Raw genomic sequence first — 19,695 nt, 5'->3', positions numbered from 1 at the left:
AGGCTGGAAACCGCCCAATGAAAATGGGGGAATACCCCCAAAAAAGACACCTCGCGCGCAATTGACCTCCCCCGGGGTGGGCCGTAGGTAAGACGCGCACCGCTCAGAGGGCCAAACGCCATGTCAGACACCCCAGATACGCCCCGCTCGTTTCAGGAGATCATCCTGAGGCTGCAAACCTACTGGGCGTCCAAAGGCTGCGCGATCCTGCAGCCCTATGACATGGAAGTGGGGGCAGGGACCTTTCACCCCGCCACAACCCTGCGCAGCCTCGGCACGCAGCCTTGGGCGGCGGCCTATGTGCAACCCTCACGCCGCCCGACCGATGGGCGCTACGGCGAGAACCCCAACCGGTTGCAGCACTATTACCAATACCAGGTGCTAATCAAACCCAGCCCACCGGACCTGCAAGAGCTCTATCTCGGCTCGCTTGAGGCCATCGGGGTCGACATGGCCCTGCACGACATCCGCTTTGTCGAAGACGACTGGGAGAGCCCGACACTCGGCGCCTGGGGGCTGGGCTGGGAAGTCTGGTGCGACGGTATGGAAGTCAGCCAGTTCACCTATTTTCAGCAGGTTGGGGGCCATGATTGCCACCCTGTCTCCGGTGAGTTGACCTATGGGCTGGAACGCCTCGCCATGTATATCCTTGGCGTCGATCACGTGATGGACATGCCCTTCAACGACCCTCAAACCGCAATCCCGCTGACCTACGGCGACATTTTCAAGCAGACCGAAGAGGAATATGCGCGCTGGAATTTCGACACCGCCAACACTGACGTCCTGCTGCGCCACTTCGAGGAGGCGGAGGCCGAGTGCAAGGCGACCCTTTCTGCCGCCCATGACGACCCCAAGACCGGCAAGCGGATCGTCATGGCGCACCCCGCCTATGATCAGTGCATCAAGGCCTCGCATATCTTCAACCTGCTGGACGCGCGCGGCGTGATTTCGGTCACTGAACGGCAGGCCTATATCGGGCGGGTGCGCAACTTGGCCAAACAATGCGCCGATGCATTCGTGCAGACCCGCGCGGGCGGCTGGCAACCCGAGGATGCGGCGTGAGCGGCAAAATCATAGGGATCACCATCTTGCTCGGCTCACTGATTGGCGGCATCGCGCTCTATTATCTGCAAGTCTACGGCTTCTACGAAGCTGTGAAGGCAGAAGAGGTCGCGCTGGTTTCGGTCGTCTCGGACGAGCCGGAACCGATCAGCATCAACAGCTTTGACGCAATCGACGCCGAAAGCTCGCCGATCCGCTATCGCGCCTGCTTCACGACGGATATGTCACTGGCCGTGCTGACCGAGACCTATGTGGGCCTTGAGGATGCCACCCCGCGCAACGCGCCCCACTGGTTCGACTGTTTTGATGCCGAGGCCATCGCTGCCGAACTCGACGCGGGCACCGCATTGCCCTTCCTCGGACAGAAGAACGTCGATTTCGGCGTCGACCGGATCGTGGCCATCACCGAAGACGGGCGCGGCTATGTCTGGCACGAACTCAATGATTGCGGCGAAAAAGCCTATGACGGAACCATCGTGGGCGAAGAATGCCCCAAACGGGACGCAGAATAATGCCTGACCTTCTGATCGAACTCTTTTCCGAGGAAATCCCGGCCCGGATGCAGAAACGCGCGGGCGAAGACCTGCAAAAGCTGGTCACGAACGGACTGGTCGAGGCGGGACTGACCTATGCCTCTGCGGCGGCTTTTTCGACGCCGCGCCGTCTGACGCTGACGGTTGAGGGGCTGCTGGCGCAAAGCCCGACCACCCGCGAAGAGCGCAAAGGCCCCAAGGCAGATGCGCCCGAAAAAGCCATCGAGGGGTTCCTGCGCGGTGCGGGTCTGACCCGTGATCAGGTGCAGGAACGCGAAACACCCAAAGGCAATGTGCTGTTCGCGGTGATCGAAAAACCCGGGCGTCCGGCGGCGGAGATCATCGCCGAGGTGCTGGAAGCGACCGTCCGCCATTTCCCGTGGCCCAAGTCGATGCGGTGGGGCAGCAGCGCGTTGAAATGGGTGCGCCCGCTTCAATCGATCCTGTGCATCCTGAGCGACGAGGCCGGGCACGCGGTTGTCCCGGTGGACATTGACGGGATCACCTCGGGCGACACCACGCGCGGCCACCGCTTCATGGCCCCTGCGCAGATGTCGGTCACGTCCTTTGCCGATTACGAGGCCAAGCTGGCCCGCGCCCACGTGGTGCTGGACCCCGGCGCGCGCGCCGAAACCATCTGGAATGATGCCACAAACATGGCCTTCGCCTCCGGCCTCGAGGTGGTCGAGGATGCGGGTCTGCTGGCCGAAGTGGCGGGCCTTGTCGAATGGCCTGTGGTGCTGATGGGCAAGATCGGCGACGATTTCCTCGACCTGCCGCCGGAGGTCCTGCAAACCTCGATGAAGGAACACCAGAAATTCTTCTCCGTTCGCAATCCCAAGACGGGCCGGATCGAACGGTTCATCACTGTGGCCAACTGCGAAACCGCCGACAACGGGGCCACCATTCTGGCGGGCAACGAAAAGGTGCTAAGCGCGCGGCTGGCGGATGCGAAATTCTTCTGGGAAAATGATTTGCGGGTGGCGAAGGACGACATGAGCGTCTGGACGCAAGCCCTTGAGAACGTGACGTTCCACAACAAGTTAGGCAGCCAGGCGGATCGGATTGAGCGCATCGCGGCGCTTGCGCGCGAACTGGCCCCCGTGGTCGGTGCCGACCCCGATATCGCCGAAGAGGCCGCACGGCTCGCCAAGGCCGACCTCAGTTCGGAAATGGTCTATGAATTCCCGGAACTTCAAGGACTTATGGGTCGATATTACATCACCGCTGCGGGTAAGGACGATGCCATCGCGGCCGGTGCGCAAGAGCACTACTCGCCACTCGGCCCATCCGATGACGTGCCGACTGCGCCTGTGTCGGTGGCCGTCGCGCTGGCGGACAAGCTAGACACACTGACCGGGTTCTGGGCGATCGATGAGAAGCCGACAGGGAGCAAGGATCCGTTCGCGCTGAGGCGCGCGGCATTGGGGGTCATTCGGTTGGTTTTGGAGAATGAGATTTCGCATACATTGTTCTCGTCGCTCAATAGTGGGGTCATGTCCCACCTTGATCAGAAAATTGAAATTGAGGGACAGATCAGAGCAGAAAAGCGAGCGAACGCCATTCGAATATTGGATTTGCATCCGAGTATGGAGCGCACACTCGCGAGAATGCTTAAAACCAGCGGTGAAAAAAAGGCAGTGGAACATCTCGAGTCGATTAAGTTCATTTGGGATGAAGAAGCGGGTGAGGAAGTGCTAGTTGATGCAGTCTCGGAAGAACCTTTGTTCCCTCCTGCGGAAACATTGGAAGAAGACGACCTCCTCGCCTTCTTCCACGACCGCCTCAAAGTCTACCTGCGCGATCAAGGCATCCGCCACGACATCATCGACGCCTGCATCGCGATGCCGAACAACGACGACCTCACCCTGCTGGTCAAACGGGCCAAAGCCCTCTCTGAAACCCTCAAGACCGACGACGGTGAAAACCTCATCCAGGGGTTCAAACGCGCCAATAACATCCTGAGCCAAGCCGAAGAGGCCGACGGGGTCGAATATTCCTACGGGGCCGATCCCAAATTCGCGCAAGACCCCGCCGAAACCGCGCTGTTCACCGCACTCGATCAGGCCGAGGCGCAGATCACCCCGGCCATGGCCGCACAGGACTTCACCACCGCCATGTCCGCGATGGCTGCCCTGCGCACACCTATCGACGCCTTTTTCGACGCGGTGCAGATCAACACCGACAATCAGACCGTGCGGCGCAACCGGCTCAACCTGCTCAGTCGCATTCGCACGCTGTGTCTGTCTGTCGCGGATCTCACGAAACTGGACGGCTGATCTTTCATTGTTCTGAAAACATGCCGGGGGAGGTGCGCAGCACCGGGGGCAGCGCCCCCAGCCCCCTTGTAACGCAAGCGTGACACTCTATGCTGCGCGGCGGAAAGGTATGGTGCCGCAGTGCAGAATAATCCGAACACCACGCTGGTCACAGCGACCGCACCCATCGCGACCGCGACCCATGGGGGGCGGGCGAAATGCCTGCAGCGGCTGGCACGGCTCGACCTGCCGGTGCCGCCGACGGTCGCGCTGTCCTTTGACGCGGTGCAAAGCATCGCCAGCGGCCACCTGCCTGACATCGACGCCATTCTGCGCCAATTCCCCCAGGACGCGTTGCTCTGCGTGCGCCCGTCTTCGGAAGATCCCGATTGGGGCGGGCCGTCGGCGATCCTCAATATCGGGATGAACGACAGCCGCCACGGTGTATTGTGCGACACGCTTGGCCGCGATCCGGCCTCGGCCCTGTTCACGCGCTTTGTCCAGAGTTTCGCGATCCACGTGGACCGGCTCGACCCGGATATGTTCGACGACATCACCGGCGAGGGCGCCGAGGCGCTGCAACAGGCCCTCGCCGCCTACGAGCGCGAGACCGAAACGGCCTTTCCGACCACACGCGCCGAGCAACTGGCTAGTGTGCTGAAATCCATGGCCCGCGCCTGGGACGGCACCTCGGCCCGGTTGTTGCGTCAGGCCAAAGGCGCGCCTGCGGATGCAGGGCTTGGCCTTGTCATTCAGCAGATGGCCTTTGGCATCGGGCAAGGCGAAAGCGGGTCCGGCGTGTTGCAACTTGTGTCCTCCAAGACGGGCAAACCGCAGATCACCGGGCGCTATCTGCGCCAGAGCCAGGGGCGTGATGCGCTGTTCGGCGATGCGAGCCTTTACATCACGCGCGACGATCGCGGCCCCTCGCTCGAGGAACTGGTGCCGGACTGTTTCGCCCAACTGGTCGATCACGCCCGCCTGATGCGCGCTAAGTTGCGCGAAGAGATGCAGGTCGAATTCACCATCGAAAACGGGCAGTTGCACATTCTGGATGGGGTCCGGGTGGCCCGCTCGTCCCGCGCCACCGTCCGGATTGCAGTGCAACTGGCCCGCGACGACGTCATCCCGCGCCAGGAGGCGTTGATGCGGGTCGAGCCGCGCACGCTCAACGAATTGCTGCACCGACAGGTGGATCGCCACGCCAAACGCGATGTGCTGGGATCGGGCATCGCCGCGAGCCCGGGCGCGGCCACCGGGCGTTTGGTCTTCACCGCAGAAGACGCGCAAGCCAGCGCCTCGCGCGGCGAAGACTGCATTCTGGTGCGCCGCGAAACCTCGCCCGAGGATATCCGGGGCATGCATGCGGCCAAGGCGGTCATCACCGAGCGGGGCGGCATCACCAGCCACGCCGCCGTCATCGGGCGCGGCCTCGGGCTGCCCTGCGTCGTGGGGATCAGCAATATCCGCTTTCAGACCCGCAAGAGCCAGTTGTCCACGCAGGACGGGCGGGTCCTGAGCGCCGGTGACATCGTGACCGTGGACGGAACCAACGGCACCATCCTGCTTGGCGCACCCGCGATGCTCGAACCGGCCCTTGATGACGCATTTCAGGATTTGATGGACTGGGCCGACGCCGAACGCGACATCGGCATCCGCGCCAATGCGGACACACCTGCCGATGCCCAGACCGCGCGCAACTTCGCGGCCCAGGGAATTGGCCTTTGTCGCACCGAACACATGTTCTTCGAAGCCGGACGGCTCACGGTCATGCGCGAGATGATCTTTGCCGAAACCAGCGATGACCGGCGCGCCGTTCTGGAACGTCTGCTGCCGATGCAGCGCACCGACTTTGTGCAACTGTTCAACATCATGCAGGGGCAACCGGTCTGCATCCGCCTGTTCGACCCGCCTTTGCACGAATTCCTGCCCGTCGACCGGGCGGGGCAGGGCGAGCTTGCTGCGGCCCTTGATCTGCCCTTGTCGGATGTGACCCGCCGGATTGAATCGATGATGGAATATAACCCGATGCTGGGCCTGCGCGGGGTCCGGCTTGGGGTGACGGTGCCCGAGATTTACGAAATGCAGGCCCGTGCGATCTTTCAGGCTGCGGTCTTTGCCAGCAAGGGCGGCGCACCCGTGGTCCCCGAGATCATGATCCCGCTGGTCAGCGCCAAACGCGAGGTCGAGTTGGTGCGCAGCCGGGTGGACGCCATTGCGGCGGCCGTCACGGCGGAAACCGGTGTCGATTTCACCTACCGGCTCGGTGTGATGGTGGAAACGCCGCGCGCCGCTTTGCGGGCCGGTGATATTGCCGAACACGCCAGCTTTCTCAGCTTTGGAACAAACGATCTGACCCAGATGACCTATGGGCTGTCACGCGACGATGCGGGCCGGTTCATGTCTGACTATGTGCGCCAGGAGGTCTTTGTGGAGGACCCGTTCCACACGCTCGACATCGACGGGGTCGGGGAATTGTTGCAGCTTGGATCTGCCCGTGGCCGCAGCGCGCGACCCGACATCACCCTGTCGATTTGTGGCGAACATGGGGGAAATCCCGAATCAATTGCGTTTTGTCGGAGTGCAGGCTTTGACTATGTCTCCTGCTCTCCCTTTCGCGTCCCGGTAGCGCGCCTGGCCGCTGCTCAGCTCGCCATCGCCGACAAGATCGAGTAGAGGCACGTCAGACTTCCGCGATATTTTGCCGAAAGCACTACATCATGACGCGCCGTGCATGGCGGGTATGTGCCGATAAGTGTGAGCAAAACTGGACGTTTACCAAGATTCTCTCTAGACGCCCCCGAATTGAATAAACCTTGGGGGTTTTCATATGCGTTCTCTGATCACGGCCATTTTGGCCGCCACTTTGATGTCTGCGACCTTTGTATCCGCGTCGGACGAAGCACCCAATGCAGCCACGACCGACGCTTTGCGCAAGGCCGAAGCGCGTGGATTGAATGCCGTGCCCGCCCAACGCTGGAGCGGTCTGCTGAGTGCGCCTGAAGGTGCCGAAACATCCGACCTTCAATCCGACGTCCAATTTGCGCGGCACTGGCTTGATGCCCAGCCCAAGGCCAGCGGTGATGCGCATTGGCGCTGTCTGGCCGAGGCGCTTTATTTCGAAGCACGTGGCGAGACGGTCAAGGGCCAGTTCGCGGTGGCCGAGGTCATCATGAACCGGGTCAAGAGCACCCGCTTTCCCGCGAGCGTCTGCGGTGTGATCAATCAGGGGACCGGGCGCAAGTATCAGTGCCAGTTCACCTACACCTGCGATGGCAACTCTGAAGCGATCAACGAACCTCGCGCCTGGGACCGTGTCGCCAAGGTGGCCCGCGCGATTCTGGATGGCCGCGCCCCTGCGGTGACGAATGGTGCCACGCATTACCACACCACGGCGGTGAACCCGCGTTGGGCGCGCGTCTATACCAAGACGGCGGCCATTGGTGTGCATCTGTTTTACCGCCACACCTATCGCACGGCGTCGAACTAGAGCGATCTGACGCTTTCGGATCAAGGGGCGGCGTCTTTGCCCCTGTTGCCCGGATCATGCGGGCGCTACAAGGCCGATGCTGATACCTATTGCAAAGGCCACATCTCATGGCGTCCGAAATCCGTCTTGCCTTTTCCCACCCCTCGGAACGGTCCGAGGCGACCGCCACGGATGCCCCGCTGGACCGCATTTCGGTGCGCGACCACACGGTCGAGGTCGAAATCGGGGCCTTTCAGGCCGAACGGGGCGTCACGCAGCGCATTTCCTTCAACATCGTGGTCGAGGTGCGCCCGCTGACGGGCCCCATCGACGATGATGTGGACCGCATCCTCAGCTATGACAAAGTGACCGAGGCCATCGCCTATGAACTGGCGGATGAGCGGTTGAACCTGCTTGAAACTCTGGCCGAACGCGTCGCAGATCGCATCCTGCTGGAACCGCAGGCCATGCGCGCCTTTGTCCGCGTGGAAAAGCTGGATCGCGGCCCCGGCGCGCTTGGCGTCGAGATCGTGCGCAGCCGCGATCATGTGAAACCCGCCGAGGCGCTGATCGAAGAGGTGCCGCACCCTGAGCTGGTCTATCTCTCCAATGCCGCCATCGCATCGCCCTTTCTGAAGGGCTGGATTGACCAGCTTGAGGTTTTGGGCCGCCCCTTGATCTGCTGCGTGGGGCCTGCGGATGTCGCGGCACCTCAGGCCAGTCACCCGCTGGCCCAACGGCGCATTGATCTGCTGGCAATTGAACAGAACGCATGGGTCCTTGCAGGGCGCGATGCGCGCTGCAAGGTCGTGGATACGCGCACCGAACTCGACTGGGCGATGCGCAACGGGCAGATTTGCGTCTGGGCTCCGTCCAAGATTGTGCTCGACGCTGTGGATGGCCCGTCGGCCAAGGGGGCGGATGCCGTCGCGCTCGCGTCGTGGTTTGCCGCCACCTTCGATGCGCGCGAGATGCTGGTGATTGGCGGAGATGGCCCCACCGACGCGCCGGTCGCATTGCGTTCGGTGCCTGTGACCCAAGCCGAGTTGTAAGCGATGCGCTATGTGCGCCCGTTGATGCAGGTTGGTCCGGCACGGCCCGTGGGCGCGATCCGTTGCGGCTGGTGCTGGTTCACCCACGCGGAAATCCTGTCACGCGATGCGGAGCCGTATGTAGTTGCCGCATCGGAGTTGTCCGAGGAGGAACGCGCGCGGTTCGCAGGCCCTTGGGAGGCCCCGCGGATCATGGGCATCCTCAACACCACCCCTGACAGTTTTTCGGACGGGGGGGCGCATGACACGTTGCAAGCGGCCGTTGCCCACGGCCAATCCTTGATGGCCGCCGGGGCGGACATCCTTGATATTGGTGGTGAATCCACGCGCCCCGGCGCGGCAGAGGTGCCCGCAGACGACGAAATCGCGCGTACCGCACCTGTGATCGCCGCTTTGCGCCGCGCTGGAGTGCGCACGCCCATCTCGATTGATACCCGTAAGGCCAAAGTCGCCGCCGCCGCCTTGGATGCGGGGGCCGATATCGTCAACGACGTGTCCGGCTTTACCTTCGACGCTGACCTTGCCCCCTTGTGCGCGGCGCGCGGCGTGCCCGTCTGTGTGATGCACGCCCAAGGCGATCCGCAGACGATGCAGAACAGCCCGACATACGATAATATCCTGTTGGATATCTATGACCACCTCGCGCAGCGGATTGTCGCGCTTGTGGCCCAAGGCATCCCGCGCGCGCACATCACCGCAGATCCCGGCATCGGCTTTGGCAAAACGCTGGATCACAACCTGACCCTGCTCAACCGGATCAGCCTGTTTCACGGACTGGGGGTGCCGATCCTGATTGGGGCTTCGCGCAAACGCTTCATCGGCACGCTTGGGAACGCGCCCGAGGCCAAGGATCGCGGCCCCGGATCGGTCGGCGTGGCACTGGCGGCCATCGCACAAGGGGTGCAGATCGTCCGGGCGCATGATGTGGCCGATCACGTACAGGCCATTGCGCTATGGCGCGCCTCTGTGGCACATCCCTCCGCATGAGCAAGTTATTTGGTACCGATGGCGTGCGCGGCACGGCCAACATCTCTCCGATGACGGCCGAAATGGCCCTGCGCATTGGCGCGGCCGTGGGGCGCTATTTTCGCCGCGACGGGGACAGCGTCCACCGGGTTGTGATCGGCAAGGATACGCGCCTGTCGGGATACATGTTTGAAAACGCGCTGACGGCGGGCCTGACGAGCATGGGCATGAACGTGCTTTTGCTGGGGCCGGTGCCGACGCCTGCGGTCGGACTGCTCACCCGGTCGATGCGCGCTGATCTCGGCGTGATGATTTCGGCCAGTCACAACCACGCCCATGACAACGGGATCAAGTTTTTCGGCCCCGACGGGTTCAAGCTTAGCGACGCGGTCGAGGCAGAGATCGAAGCGTTGGTGGTCGATGGCGTCGATGCGGTTCCGGCCGGCGAGATCGGTCGTGCCAAGCGGATTGATGACGGGCGTTTCCGCTATGTGGAGCGGGTGAAATCCTCGTTCCCCCGCCAGTTGCGTCTGGATGGGCTGAAAGTGGTCGTGGACTGCGCCAACGGGGCCGCGCACCGCGTTGCGCCGGAAGCCCTGTGGGAGCTTGGGGCCACCGTGATCCCCGTGGGCACCAATCCGAACGGGCACAATATCAACGACGGATGCGGTTCAACGGCCCCCCAGACCGCTGCGGAGGCGGTCGTTGCGCATGGCGCGGATGTCGGCATTTGCCTTGATGGCGACGCGGACCGCGTGATCCTGTTGGATGAGCAGGGCGTCATTGGCAATGGCGATCAGTTCATGGGGCTGATGGCCGGGCGATGGGCGGCTGAGGGACGGCTCAAGGGCAACGCGCTTGTGGCCACGGTCATGTCCAACCTCGGGCTTGAGCGGTTCTTGCAAGGGCACGGCGTCGGTCTGGAACGCACAGCGGTCGGGGATCGCTATGTGGTCGAACGGATGCGCAGCGGCGGCTTCAACCTTGGGGGCGAACAGTCCGGGCATATCGTGATGACCGACTATGCCACCACCGGCGACGGGCTGATGGCGGGCCTTCAATTCCTCAGCGAGCTGATCGAGACCGGCAAGAAGGCCAGCGAAGTGCTGCACGTCTTTGACCCGGTGCCGCAACTGCTGAAGAATGTGCGTTTTGCCGCCGGGCAGACCCCGCTTGAGGCAGGCAGCGTAAAGGCAGCGATTGCGGACGCCGAGGCGCAGTTGCAGGGCAATGGCCGCCTTCTGATCCGCAAATCGGGCACTGAGCCGCTAATCCGCGTGATGGCCGAAAGCGAGGATGAAGGGGTGCTGAACGCCAGCGTCGATCAGATCGTGGCGGCGGTCGAAGAGGCGGTCGCGACCTAGCCCGCCCCACCGAACAACCGCCTGAGCGCGCCATACTGGCTCAGACCCACGCCGATCAGGATCAGCACCATCGCGCTAAGCAGGCTTGGCGGTAGCGGTTCATTGAGCAGCCAAGCACCCAGCAACACTGACCAGAGCGGTACCTGATAGTTGGTGATCGACATGAACACCGGCCCTGCGCTGCGGATCACCAGCACGCGCAGCATATTGGCCGCTGCCGTGGGGATGAGGCCCAAACAGGCAATGACCACAAGGGTTTGGGTGTCGGGCAGGGGTGGCCACCCTTCGACAATCAACGCCAGTGGTACGGTGATACAGGCCGCAATCAAGAGCAGTACGGTCGACAATCCGATAGGGTCCACCGCAGGCAGGCGGCGCATCAGGATCGAACTGATCCCGTAACAACACGCCGCTGACACGCAGGCCAACCGCCCTGCCGTCTCCAGCGCCTGCCCGGAACTTTCGAACGCCTGCCCGCCGATCAGGATGCAGACGCCCACGAACCCGATGACAAAGCCAAGGGTGCGCCGCCACGTCATGCGCTCGCCAGGCACCAGAAAATGGGCCAGCGGCAGCACGATCAGCGCGACCGAGGCCATGGACACGCCCGCAAAACCGCCCGTCGTGTATTGCTGACCCCAGGCCAGCAGCATGAAGGGAATCGCGGTGCTGAACCCCCCGATGGCGGCAAGGGCGATGCGCGCATCACGGGGCGGCGGGGTCGCGAACAGGCGAAATCCCAACGCCCCCCAGATCGCCACCATCAGCACCGCGGCAAAACCGATGCGCCCGGCGGCGAGCCAGAACGGGGTGATCCCACGCAAGGCGATTTCGGTGACAAGGAAGGTCGCGCCCCAGGTCAAGCCAAGGGTCGCGACCATTAGCCAACTGCGCCACGTGATGTTGGGGCTATCGGTCATGCAGCGCCTTGCTGTCGGCCGGGGCCTCGTCCCGCTCCGTCATGCCGTAATCGCGGATCACGCCCGCCACGCGCAGGCGATAGTTTTCGAAATGGATGTCGCGGCCCGCGCCCTGAGCATCGCGGTGCTCGGGCAGTTTGCGCCAATGGGCCAATGCGTCCTCATCCTCCCAGAAGGACAGGGAGAGCAGCTTGCCCGGCTCCATCAGGCTCTCGTATCGTTCGACCGAGATAAAGCCGGGGATGTCCGCCAGATGCGCTTTCAGGTCCGCCGCACGGGCAAGATAGGGCGCGCGGTGGCCCTCTTTGGGCCAGACTTCGAAGATAACGGCGATCATATATGTCCCCCTTTTGGATGGGACACGTTGCGCAGCCATGTCCGATCCTCTTTGAGAATGAATTTTTCGGATTGTGCAAACAGGTAATTTTCGCGCCCCAAAGGATCAGCGGCCAATCTGGCGCGGTAAGCCTCGTAAGCGGCAAGGTTTTCAATGTGATAGATGCCATAGGCGCGGGTGGCGGAGCCCTCGTGCGGCGCAAAATATCCCACAAGGTCGGCGCCGCAGCGCGGGATGGCCGTGGCCCAGTTTTGCCCATAGGTCTCAAAGGCGGCGCGCTTGGTGGGGTCGATGTCGTATTGAATGATGCAGGTCAGCATGGTCGGGTATCCGTTTTGTGAGTGGTGTGGCCGCGTTCTAACGGATTGCGCGGCGTAAATGCTTCGGCTATGATCAAACTATGAAAGAAGGACCGGACATTTCACGCATCGCGGCCCTGATTGGTGATCCGGGGCGGGCCAATATCCTGACGGCGCTGATGGATGGGCGCGCGCTGACGGCCTCGGAACTTGCCGAAGAGGCGGGGGTGGGGCTGTCCACGGCCAGCGGGCATCTGTCGAAACTGAGCGATGGTGGGCTGTTGCGCCCGCGCAAACAGGGGCGGCACAAGTATTTTCAACTGGCCGATGACGACGTGGCAGGCGTGCTTGAGGCGCTGATGGGGCTGGCGGCGCGCACGGGCCAGACGCGCGTGCGCACCGGGCCGCGCGATGCGCAGATGCAGCAGGCGCGCGTGTGCTACAACCACCTTGCCGGGCGGCTTGGGGTGCAGATGTATCGCAGCCTGCAGGCACAAGGATATGTGGTCGAGGCGGGTGAGGCGGTGACGCTCACCGCGTCCGGAACATCATTCGCGACCGCGTTCGGAATCGACATGGCTGCACTTCAGACCGCACGCGCACCGCTGTGCCGGGCCTGCCTCGACTGGAGCGAGCGGCGCAATCACCTGGCAGGCAGTCTGGGGCGGGCACTGTTTACGCGCATGAGCGCGCAAGGCTGGATCAGCCGCGACCCAAACAGCCGCGCCGTGTTGTTCAGCCTATCGGGCCAACGCGCCTTTGACGCGGCCTTTCCCGTCGGCGCAACCTAGCATCGCCTTTTTCACGTGACCCGGAGGGAACCAAACCCGGCAAGCCGCGTTTGATGTGCAAGACACATGAAATGGGAGAGTGAAGATGGATGCGACGAATATCATCGTCATACTGGCCCTGCTGACCATGTTGGGCTTCATCGTTTTTGCCCTGGTCGGCAAGAAACAGATTGAGGATCGCTTGGCCGATCCCGACGCCCCCAAATCGACATTGGCGGCAGATAAATCAGCTTCCGGCAAACCAGCGGACGTCTGATCGGTTTTAGTGCATTAACGAATATCAGGCGCGGCGTTTCCCTTACCTCGGGCGCCGCGCCTTTTTTGCTTAGTTTTTGGCTTTGTCGACCATTTTGCCAGCCGAAATCCAAGGCATCATGCCGCGCAGGGTCTCGCCTGTGGCTTCGATCTGGTGTTCGTCGTTGATGCGACGCGTGCCCTTGAAGAACGGCTGACCCACCTGATTTTCCGCCATGAAGTCGCGCACGAATTTGCCGGTCTGGATGTCGGTGAGGATCGCTTTCATCCGCGCCTTGGTCTCGTCATAGGGCAGAACGCGGGGGCCGGAGACATATTCACCGTATTCCGCCGTGTTCGAGATCGAGTAGTTCATGTTCGCAATCCCACCTTCATAGATCAGGTCCACGATCAGCTTCACCTCGTGCAGGCACTCGAAATAGGCCATCTCGGGGGCATAGCCCGCCTCGACCAGCGTCTCGAAGCCCATGCGGATCAGTTCGACCAGACCGCCACACAGCACGGCCTGTTCGCCGAAGAGGTCGGTTTCGCACTCTTCGCGGAAATTGGTCTCAATAATGCCCGAGCGCCCACCGCCGATGGCGGAGCAATAGGACAGACCGATTTCAAGCGCGCGGCCCGAGGCGTCGTTGTCCACCGCCACAAGGCAGGGCACGCCGCCGCCTTTGACATATTCACCGCGCACCGTGTGGCCGGGGCCCTTGGGGGCCATCATGACGACGTCGATGCCCTCTTTGGGCTCGATCAGGCCAAAGTGGACGTTCAGACCGTGGGCGAATGCAATCGCTGCGCCTTCGCGAATGTTATCGTGCACGTATTTCTTGTAGGTCTCAGCCTGCAATTCGTCGGGCATGGTGAACATGATCAGATCGGCCCAGGCTGCCGCTTCGGCGATGCCCATGGTCTTGAGGCCTTCGCCTTCGGCCTTGGCGATGGACGCGGAGCCTTCGCGCAGGGCGACGACCACATTCTTGGCACCCGAGTCGCGCAGGTTCAGCGCGTGGGCGTGGCCTTGGGAACCATAGCCGAGGATGGCCACGTTCATGTCCTTGATCAGGTTAATGTCGCAATCGCGGTCGTAATATACGCGCATGGAATGTCCTCCGGGTTGATGTCTGGGCGCTGTTATAGGCAGAGTCTTGTGGCGCTGCACGGTTGCTTTCTGAGTATTTTTGGAACAATGAGGGACTAATCATTCATTGTTCTATAAATATGCAAAAAAATCATGCTTGATGACATAGACAGACGTATCCTGCGGCAGTGGCAAGCTGATCCAAGTCTGGCCCCGGCCGAACTGGCCGAGCGCGCGCGCGTCAGTGTGGGCCAGTTGGGCCGCCGCCAGGTCCGCTTGCGCGAAGCAGGCGTCGTACACGGTGTGCAGGCACGCATCGACTGGGCCGCATTGGGCTATGCGGTCGAAGTGTCCTTGCGGGTGACCCTGGACAAGACCCAAGCGCGCGCCTTCGACGATTTTATTGCGGCTGCGCGGGATGTACCGGAAGTGATCGAAATTCAGACCTTTCTGGGCCGCGTCGATGTGCGCCTGTCGGTGATCGCCCGCGATATGGCGCATTATCAGCACCTTTATCGCAGTCGTATCCTGACCTTGCCACATATCGCTGATATTGAGGCGCTGATGCATGTCGCGCGCATCAAGAGCGATGAGGCCGTGCCGTTATGAGCGATCCGGACGCGACCGATTTCGCGATCCTGGCCCTGTTGGCGGAGGATGCGACCCAAGGGGCGGGGGCGATTGGGCGGGCGTGCGGGTTGTCGCAGCCCTCGGCATGGCGGCGCATAAAGCGGCTGCGTGAAAGCGGCGTCATTGCGGGGCAACGGCTGGTTCTGGATGCGGCCAAGCTGGGCTTCGGTGTGACCGTCTTCCTGGGGGTAAAGCTGGCCACAAAGGGGCGCGTCAGCCTGGAGGATTTCGAACGCGCGGTCAGCGCGATCCCCGAGGTTCAGACAGTCGAACATGTGCTGGGCCTCTATGATTATCGCCTGCGCATCGTCGCGCGGGACCTGCCCGACTTCGAGCGAGTCTTGCGCCGCCGTATCATGACCTTGCCCGGCGCAGGTGAGGTCGAGGCGAACGTGCTGCTGAGCGAAGAGCGCCGGCCGGGGCCACTGGGATGACGACAGGGTTGAGCGCGCGCGAACAGGTCTGGATGGCGATGGCGGAGATGTTCCTCGATTCCGACTTCGCCTATATGTTGGACGCGCCGGCGCGTGTCCTCGCCGCCTCGCCCTTTGATCTGGAGGAACTCGACCATATTCTGCTGCACGAGGTCTATCCGGTCTGCGGCTGGAACCTCTATGCGCCGGCAGGCGTCTGGACCGGCTTTGATGAGGAAGACGTGGTGACCAAAATCTCTGCATACAGGGCGCGCCGCAAACCGCTGCTGCGGCTGTGGACGCCGATGAGGCGGCGCAACATGCGTGCGATGCTGCCCCAATGGCCTGAAATGCGGCGGCTTGTGGCGGCGTTGCGCGACCCCGATTGTATACCGAAGTAGGCTTTGCCGACCGCTCCGGGTGGCGGTATGTATGTCCAACTGATGAAAGGATATCCCATGGCCGCATTGCTTGATACCGTTGACCCGTCGGGCCTAGAAGAATTCTCGGTAGTCTTCACTGACCGCTCGCTCAACCACATGAGCGCGGCGTTTCAGGGCGTGATGAATGACATCTCGTCCATGCTCAAGGATGTTTACAAGGCCGATGCGGTGGTGATCATCCCCGGTGGCGGCACTTTCGGGATGGAGGCGGTGGCCCGTCAGTTCGGGCGCGGTGCCGAAGTTCTGGTGGTCCGCAATGGCTGGTTTTCCTACCGCTGGAGCCAAATTTTCGAGACCGGCGATCTGACGACGAACACCACCGTTTTGAAGGCGCGCCAGACCGGCAATGCCAGCCCGTCCCCCTTTGCGCCCGCGCCCATCGACGAAGTGGTCGAGGCGATCCGCGCCCAGAAACCCGACGTCGTGTTTGCGCCGCACGTGGAAACCAGCGCCGGTGTGATCCTGCCTGATGACTACATTGCCGCGATGGCTGCGGCTGCGCATGAGGTCGGCGCACTCATGGTGCTGGATTGCATCGCGTCGGGCTGTGCCTGGGTTGATATGCGCAGTCTCGGCGTTGATGTGTTGATCTCCGCCCCGCAAAAGGGGTGGAGTGCCTCGCCCTGCGCAGGCCTCGTGATGCTGTCGGAGCGCGCCGTGGCGCGGATGGAGGAGACGACCTCGGACAGTTTCGCCATCGACCTCAAGAAATGGCATCAGATCATGGGCGCCTATGAGGGCGGCGGCCATGCCTATCATGCGACCATGCCGACGGACGCCCTGCGCGATTTTCGCGATACGATGCTGGAAACAAAGGAGTATGGCTTTGATCGGCTGAAGGACGCGCAATGGGCGCTCGGGAATGCGGTGCGCGCGCTTTTCGCTGAAAAGGGCGTGACCTCGGTGGCCGCTGACGGGTTCGGCGCGCCGGGTGTGGTGGTGAATTACACTTCCGATCCGGCGATGCAGACCGGTAAGCCGTTCGCGGCCCATGGGATGCAGATCGCCGCAGGTGTGCCCCTGCAATGCGATGAGGCCGCCGATTTCCGCACCTTCCGCATCGGGCTCTTTGGCCTCGACAAGCTTTATGATGTCGAGGGTACAGTGGCCCGCCTGAAACGGGTCGTCGATCAGGTGCTTTGAGGGGCCGCCGCGCTGCGGGTGCCAAGCCCGAGTTGCATCAGTGTCTTGCGCACCGGTGCGACCTGATGCAGCGCGTTCAGCCCGAAGGCGCGCGCGTCGCGGGCCAGCGGTGACTTCGCCTGACTGGCCCGGTTGAGCAGATCAATCCCAGCCACACGCATCCGAATGTCACCGAAGCGGGCCTTGTGATAGGCCTCGAGCATCTGCGCGTCGCCCAGACCTTCGGGACGCGCGATGGCCAGGTCGAGCAGGGTGGCCGTGTCGGCCAGGCTCATGTTCAGCCCCTGCGCACCGATGGGCGGCACCACATGCGCGGCCTCGGCGATCAGGGCCAGCCGCGTCGCACTCAGCCGTTCGGCCCGTTGGCTGATGATCGGCCAGATGGTGCGTTTTGAGGCCAGCGTCAGCGGGCCAAGCACATGGCAACTGCGCGCCGTCATCTCAGCCTCGAACTCTGTCACATCCATGTCGAACCGTGCTTGCGCGAGCGGCCCGTCATCCATCCACACCACCGCCGACGAAGGCATGCCCTCGTGATCGGGCAGGGGGACAAGGGTGAACGGCCCGCCGGTCTGATGCACCTCGGTCGACACATTCTCGTGCGGGATCGGATGGGTCACGGCAAAGGCCAGCGCCTTTTGACCATAGCGTTGTGTCACCACATCAATGCCCGCCGCCTGCCGCATCGGCGATCCACGCCCGTCGGCTGCGATCACAAGGCGAGCGCGCACGCGGGTGCCGTCGCTCAGCCCCACGCGGGCCTCGGCGGTGCGGCCCAGAAAGCTGCGTGTGCCGGTGCCCGGGCGGAAATCGACGTTTGCAAGGGCGTCGAGGCGCGCCACCATTTCATGGCGCAAGCGCCAGTTGGGCAGGTTCCATCCAAACGGCAGGTCCGACACGTCCGAAGCGCGGAAGGCCTTGACCTCGCGGGCGGCCCCATCGGCCCCGCCTGCATCCACGATCTGCATGACCTCAAGCGGCGCGCCATGTGGGGCAAGCGCCTCCCACAGACCGGCGCGTTCGAGCATGTCGCGAGCCGGTTGCAGCATCGCCGTGGTGCGCATGTCGGCCCCTTCGGCCTCGCGCGTGGTGATGGGGCGGGCAGGATCGACGCAAATGACGTCGAACCCGGCGGTGCCAAAGGCGGCCGCCGCCGTCAGCCCGGCAATGCCGCCGCCGGAAATCAGAACGTCACAGGATGTCAGGTCCGCCATGATGCGCCTCCGTTTGATCTATAGGTAAGGCATGCGCGGGCGGGGCCAAGGCGGCATCCTGTCCTACCCCACAAGTCGCGTCAGAAAGCCCGACAGATCATCCGTGTGGTGGTGAATATGCGCGCCGGCTACAGGGGCCTCGGCCACATGCACGGTTTTCATGCCCATGGCGTGGGGCACGGCGAGATTGCGCGGCTCATCCTCGAACATGGCACCCACGCGTGGGTCGAGCCCGTCGCGCGCAAACACCCGGTCAAAGGCACCCTGATCCGGTTTGGGGTGAAAGTCGGCATGTTCCACGCCATAAACCGCATCGAACAGCCCCGACAGCCCGCGCGCGGCCAGAACCCGCTCGGCATAGGGAGCGCAGCCGTTGGTGTAGACAATACGCCGACCGGGCAGGGCGCGGATGCGGGCGGCCAGGGTCGGGTCGGGGTCAAGGTGGTCCAGCGAAATGTTGTGCACATCCGTCAGGTAAGGGCCGGGATCAACGTCGTGTTCGCGCATGAGGCCCGCCAAAGTCGTCCCATGTTCCTGCCAGTAATAGCGGCGCAAATGGTCGGCGCGGTCGCGGTCTACGCCCAATGTGTCCATGACATAAGCCGTCATTCTGACCTCGATCTGGTCGAACAGACGGGCCGCGGGCGGATAGAGCGTGTTATCAAGGTCAAAGACCCACGCGCGGACATGTGTGAAATCGGAGGCAAGCATGGCCCATTGCATATGGGGCCGCGCCGGTGCGTACAAGCCCGACAAGGGTTGCACGCGGGTCGCGCACCGCCCTACTGTGGTGCACTTGACCGACTTGCGAGGCCCCCATGGCTGCACTGCGCTCCCATAATACCGATGCCTATTCGATGATTCTCGAGGCGATTGACATCGGCACCTACCGCCCCGGCGACCGGCTGGTGGAAAGCGAATTGGCGGACCGGTTTGGGGTGTCGCGCACGCCGGTGCGCGAGGCGCTGCAGCGGCTTGAGACTCAATCGCTGTTGTCGCGGGACGGGCGCAGCCTGATCGTGGCCTCGCTTGATCACAACCAGATGTCGGAGTTGTATGTGGTGCGCCGCGAGTTGGAGGGATTGGCAGCCTCGCTCGCCGCGCAACACGCCACGATGGAAGAAGTGCGCATCCTGCGTCAGATGGTGGACGAGGATAACGCGTTGATCAATGATCCGGCTGCTCTTGCCCGCGCAAACCGCCGGTTTCACAAGCAAATTCACCTCGCCTCGCACAACCGCTATCTGGTGCAGCAGCTTGATCTGGTGCATCGCACCATGGCGTTGATGGCAACCACGTCGCTGTCGGCCGCAGGGCGCACCGAGATTGCGCAAGGCGAGCACGACATGATCGTGACGGCCATTGAACGCAAGGATGATGTGGCGGCGGGACGCGCGCTGCGCGATCACATCTCGGTCGCGTTCATGACCCGGCTGAAACAGGACGCGGATGCGCGCAAAGAAGAGGGCTGACG

Annotated in this window: 21 protein-coding genes; 15 read left to right on the top strand and 6 right to left on the bottom strand. The window is 62.8% G+C overall.

All coding sequences use genetic code 11. The features are described from left to right. Nucleotides 1–120 precede the first annotated feature (120 nt). The 8 genes from Q0908_RS09450 (at nt 121) to glmM (ending at nt 10,704) form a co-directional block, all read left to right on the top strand. Nucleotides 121–1,062: a glycine--tRNA ligase subunit alpha gene (locus Q0908_RS09450; RefSeq protein ID WP_299283359.1), complete on the top strand. Its 942-nt coding sequence runs from the start codon at nt 121–123 to the stop codon at nt 1,060–1,062. Next, nucleotides 1,059–1,574 carry a DUF6446 family protein gene (locus Q0908_RS09445; RefSeq protein WP_299283358.1) on the top strand — a complete coding sequence of 172 codons (516 nt, stop codon included), beginning with the start codon at nt 1,059–1,061 and terminating at the stop codon, nt 1,572–1,574. The genes Q0908_RS09450 and Q0908_RS09445 overlap by 4 nt, the downstream gene beginning before the upstream one ends. Continuing rightward, a complete protein-coding gene (glyS, locus tag Q0908_RS09440; RefSeq protein ID WP_299283356.1) occupies nt 1,574–3,874 on the top strand; it encodes a glycine--tRNA ligase subunit beta in 2,301 nt (766 codons plus the stop codon). The genes Q0908_RS09445 and glyS overlap by 1 nt, the downstream gene beginning before the upstream one ends. Before the next feature lie 120 nt (nt 3,875–3,994). Next, the gene (locus Q0908_RS09435) at nt 3,995–6,529 is read left to right on the top strand and encodes a putative PEP-binding protein (RefSeq protein WP_299283354.1); all 2,535 of its coding nucleotides are present in this window, start codon (nt 3,995–3,997) and stop codon (nt 6,527–6,529) included. 154 nt (nt 6,530–6,683) lie between these two features. Further along, entirely contained in the window at nt 6,684–7,343 is a 660-nt protein-coding gene (locus Q0908_RS09430) for a cell wall hydrolase (protein ID WP_299283353.1), read from the top strand. Between the two features lie 107 nt (nt 7,344–7,450). Further along, nucleotides 7,451–8,374, top strand: coding sequence for a dihydroneopterin aldolase (locus tag Q0908_RS09425; RefSeq protein WP_299283351.1), 924 nt, complete (start codon nt 7,451–7,453; stop codon nt 8,372–8,374). Nucleotides 8,375–8,377: 3 nt separating this feature from the next. Continuing rightward, the gene (gene folP, locus Q0908_RS09420; protein WP_299283349.1) at nt 8,378–9,361 is read left to right on the top strand and encodes a dihydropteroate synthase; all 984 of its coding nucleotides are present in this window, start codon (nt 8,378–8,380) and stop codon (nt 9,359–9,361) included. Further along, the gene (glmM, locus tag Q0908_RS09415; protein WP_299283347.1) at nt 9,358–10,704 is read left to right on the top strand and encodes a phosphoglucosamine mutase; all 1,347 of its coding nucleotides are present in this window, start codon (nt 9,358–9,360) and stop codon (nt 10,702–10,704) included. Before folP ends, glmM begins: the two co-directional genes overlap by 4 nt. Here the strand turns inward: glmM and Q0908_RS09410 are convergent. From Q0908_RS09410 to Q0908_RS09400, 3 genes are read right to left on the bottom strand one after another with little or no spacing between them, the layout of a single operon-like run. Beyond that, nucleotides 10,701–11,624: a DMT family transporter gene (locus tag Q0908_RS09410; RefSeq protein WP_299283345.1), complete on the bottom strand. Its 924-nt coding sequence runs from the start codon at nt 11,622–11,624 to the stop codon at nt 10,701–10,703. The two genes, glmM and Q0908_RS09410, sit on opposite strands and share 4 nt — an antisense overlap. Beyond that, nucleotides 11,614–11,961 carry an antibiotic biosynthesis monooxygenase gene (locus Q0908_RS09405; protein WP_299283343.1) on the bottom strand — a complete coding sequence of 116 codons (348 nt, stop codon included), beginning with the start codon at nt 11,959–11,961 and terminating at the stop codon, nt 11,614–11,616. The genes Q0908_RS09410 and Q0908_RS09405 overlap by 11 nt, the downstream gene beginning before the upstream one ends. Beyond that, nucleotides 11,958–12,281: an NIPSNAP family protein gene (locus Q0908_RS09400; RefSeq protein WP_299283342.1), complete on the bottom strand. Its 324-nt coding sequence runs from the start codon at nt 12,279–12,281 to the stop codon at nt 11,958–11,960. The genes Q0908_RS09405 and Q0908_RS09400 overlap by 4 nt, the downstream gene beginning before the upstream one ends. An 80-nt stretch (nt 12,282–12,361) precedes the next feature. Between Q0908_RS09400 and Q0908_RS09395 the strand changes: the two genes are divergently transcribed. Together Q0908_RS09395 and Q0908_RS09390 are read left to right on the top strand one after the other, a co-directional pair. Then, nucleotides 12,362–13,051: a winged helix-turn-helix domain-containing protein gene (locus Q0908_RS09395; RefSeq protein ID WP_299283341.1), complete on the top strand. Its 690-nt coding sequence runs from the start codon at nt 12,362–12,364 to the stop codon at nt 13,049–13,051. An 85-nt stretch (nt 13,052–13,136) separates the two neighbouring features. Then, nucleotides 13,137–13,307 (top strand): hypothetical protein, encoded by a 171-nt coding sequence (locus tag Q0908_RS09390; RefSeq protein ID WP_299283340.1) that lies wholly within the window; start codon nt 13,137–13,139, stop codon nt 13,305–13,307. Nucleotides 13,308–13,376: 69 nt separating this feature from the next. Here Q0908_RS09390 and ilvC read toward each other — a convergent pair whose 3' ends face one another. Further along, a complete protein-coding gene (gene ilvC / locus Q0908_RS09385; RefSeq protein WP_299283339.1) occupies nt 13,377–14,399 on the bottom strand; it encodes a ketol-acid reductoisomerase in 1,023 nt (340 codons plus the stop codon). A gap of 132 nt (nt 14,400–14,531) precedes the next feature. Between ilvC and Q0908_RS09380 the strand changes: the two genes are divergently transcribed. From Q0908_RS09380 to Q0908_RS09365, 4 genes are read left to right on the top strand one after another with little or no spacing between them, the layout of a single operon-like run. Next, nucleotides 14,532–14,987 carry an Lrp/AsnC family transcriptional regulator gene (locus Q0908_RS09380; RefSeq protein WP_299283338.1) on the top strand — a complete coding sequence of 152 codons (456 nt, stop codon included), beginning with the start codon at nt 14,532–14,534 and terminating at the stop codon, nt 14,985–14,987. Then, nucleotides 14,984–15,442, top strand: coding sequence for an Lrp/AsnC family transcriptional regulator (locus Q0908_RS09375; RefSeq protein WP_299283337.1), 459 nt, complete (start codon nt 14,984–14,986; stop codon nt 15,440–15,442). Before Q0908_RS09380 ends, Q0908_RS09375 begins: the two co-directional genes overlap by 4 nt. Continuing rightward, a complete protein-coding gene (locus Q0908_RS09370) occupies nt 15,439–15,822 on the top strand; it encodes a hypothetical protein (RefSeq protein WP_299283336.1) in 384 nt (127 codons plus the stop codon). Before Q0908_RS09375 ends, Q0908_RS09370 begins: the two co-directional genes overlap by 4 nt. 57 nt (nt 15,823–15,879) lie before the next feature. Continuing rightward, on the top strand, nt 15,880–17,007 hold the full coding sequence (locus Q0908_RS09365) for an aminotransferase class V-fold PLP-dependent enzyme (RefSeq protein ID WP_299283335.1): 1,128 nt from the start codon (nt 15,880–15,882) through the stop codon (nt 17,005–17,007). Here Q0908_RS09365 and Q0908_RS09360 read toward each other — a convergent pair. Further along, entirely contained in the window at nt 16,995–18,221 is a 1,227-nt protein-coding gene (locus Q0908_RS09360) for a UbiH/UbiF family hydroxylase (RefSeq protein ID WP_299283334.1), read from the bottom strand. The genes Q0908_RS09365 and Q0908_RS09360 overlap by 13 nt on opposite strands. Nucleotides 18,222–18,284: 63 nt before the next feature. Next, nucleotides 18,285–18,932, bottom strand: coding sequence for a pyrimidine 5'-nucleotidase (locus tag Q0908_RS09355; RefSeq protein WP_299283628.1), 648 nt, complete (start codon nt 18,930–18,932; stop codon nt 18,285–18,287). 107 nt (nt 18,933–19,039) lie between these two features. On the opposite strand from Q0908_RS09355, the gene Q0908_RS09350 reads away from it, so the two are divergent. Further along, the gene (locus Q0908_RS09350) at nt 19,040–19,693 is read left to right on the top strand and encodes a GntR family transcriptional regulator (protein WP_299283333.1); all 654 of its coding nucleotides are present in this window, start codon (nt 19,040–19,042) and stop codon (nt 19,691–19,693) included. The last annotated feature ends 2 nt before the right edge of the window (nt 19,694–19,695 follow it).

Source organism: uncultured Tateyamaria sp. (assembly GCF_947494755.1).
In the GTDB taxonomy this organism is placed as follows: Bacteria; Pseudomonadota; Alphaproteobacteria; order Rhodobacterales; family Rhodobacteraceae; genus Tateyamaria.
The sequence above is the reverse complement of the archived record's forward strand: the minus strand, read 5'-3'. Positions and strand labels throughout refer to the sequence as shown.